This is a genomic window from Collinsella sp. 4_8_47FAA (genome assembly GCF_000763055.1).
GTDB lineage: Bacteria > Actinomycetota > Coriobacteriia > Coriobacteriales > Coriobacteriaceae > Collinsella.
In genome coordinates this window covers 1-1,636 of sequence record NZ_KN214140.1, presented here as the reverse complement: position 1 = coordinate 1,636, position 1,636 = coordinate 1, and the positions used below count along the sequence as shown (strand labels likewise).

The window sequence follows — 1,636 nt, the reverse complement described above, 5'->3', positions numbered from 1 at the left end:
GCCAAGGTCGAGCGCGGAGACGAGGACGTGAGCGTGGGGGTTCCCGCCGCGGCCGTCATCATGTATCGCCCAGTCGCACGCCTTCGCGGGGAACATCCCGCAGAAGTCGCGCACGCAGGCGCGGCGGCCGTCGGCATCGAGCTCGATCGGCAACGCAAACTCATAGCGCAGCGCGACGAGCTCGTTTCCGCCGCCGCCCTCGGCCCATGCCCGCTCGGCCCCGTTCCAGAGCTCGCCGCGCCCGATGGGCGGCACGCCACCGGGCAGAGACAGACCCTCCTCGACGACGCGTTCCTTCCTGGCATAGTCGCAGACCTGCCCCGTCCGCTCTTCCACAAGCGCCTGGCCCGACTGGTACGCGGCCTTCCTGACCGCGCCCGCCCCGGTGGCGGGCGAGCAGCCGCGGTAGTTCAGATGGAAGATGGCCATGCGAGTTCCTTTCAGGCAAGGGGCGCAGATGCGCCCCGCGCAGCGGCGCGGAGTGCCGTGAGCCGCGGTCGGCGAACGGTGCCCGCAGCGCGGAGTGCAAGGGAGCGCAGCGACCGCGCAGCCCGACACCGTAGACGTGAGCCGTCTCAGGCGAACGGCTTCGGGGTCGGGCGTAGGGCCGTCTGCCAAGACCGCACGCAGTGCAGGACTTTTGACGCATCGCGGCAAAAGTACTGCCAAGTGCGCACTACCTCTGGTAGTGATATACCCAGCTCGCGAAATTTTACCGTGAGTATGGGTATATTTTGCTGCAAAGACAAAACGCTAACGAGCAAGGAAGGGCGGTCATTTATGACGGCATCCATCGACGAGCAGATTGCACGGAAGAGGGCCGCGGCAGACAAGCAGTCAGCTCGCGCCGCCGCGCTGAAGAAGGAGCTGAGGGACCTCGAGAAGAAGAAGGCCGCGGCCGAGCGGAAGGCCCGCACGCACCGCTTGGTCGAGGTCGGCGTGATCCTCGAGCAGACCTCTGGCATGACCTTCGATACCGAGGACAGCCGCCGCGCCCTGTCCGTCGCGCTGACCGAGCAGCTGCGGTACACGGACGGCACGCCGTTCACCCGCGGCGGCCAGATCGCCGAGGCCGTCAACATGCTGCTGGGGGATCAGAAATGAACGTCACCATCACTTTTAAAAACAAGGTCGAGAGCTACTACACCCGCGCCGACGGATCGGCGGCGCTGAGCAAGGACGTCCTCGAGCTCACCGCCGACGGCTCGGCGGCGGTGCTCTGGAGCCGCCTCGAGTTCGACAGGGGAGGCGGCGATGACGGGACCAAGCCTCGGACCGAAAGGGGCTTCAGCCGCGAGGTGCTGCGTCTGCCGCCTGCCGCGGCGGTCGGCCCCGGCGGCAGCCTGGATGATTTCTGGGACCGCGCCAACCAGTACTGCGGCGTATCCGAGGTCGAGATCGACGGCAAGCTCGTGTACCCGTTCTAAACCTGCCGCCGCGATGAAAACCGAAGAGCCCCGCGGCCCATCGAAGGGGCCGCGGGGCTCCCGCTATTCTCCCCCTGGGCCGAGCAGCTTCATGGCCATGCGGCCGCGGCGCCACCACGGCGTGGCCGCGATCGCCTGCTGGCGCTCGGCGAGCGATGCTAGCTTTCCGGCGAGCTCCGCGACCCTAGCGTTCGCCTCTGCGAGCTGCG

General features: G+C 67.7%; 3 protein-coding genes. 2 read left to right on the top strand and 1 reads right to left on the bottom strand.

The annotated features are described in order from the left end of the window. A partial coding sequence (locus tag HMPREF9463_RS10015) for a MobA/MobL family protein (RefSeq protein ID WP_198019975.1) occupies window positions 1-429 on the bottom strand: 429 nt, incomplete at its 3' end. 351 nt (window positions 430-780) lie between these two features. Between HMPREF9463_RS10015 and HMPREF9463_RS10010 the strand changes: the two genes are divergently transcribed. Continuing rightward, window positions 781-1,104, top strand: a complete 324-nt coding sequence (locus HMPREF9463_RS10010) for a hypothetical protein (protein WP_035138934.1) — start codon at window positions 781-783, stop codon at window positions 1,102-1,104. Next, window positions 1,101-1,427, top strand: a complete 327-nt coding sequence (locus HMPREF9463_RS10005) for a hypothetical protein (RefSeq protein WP_035138933.1) — start codon at window positions 1,101-1,103, stop codon at window positions 1,425-1,427. Before HMPREF9463_RS10010 ends, HMPREF9463_RS10005 begins: the two co-directional genes overlap by 4 nt. Window positions 1,428-1,636 lie beyond the last annotated feature (209 nt).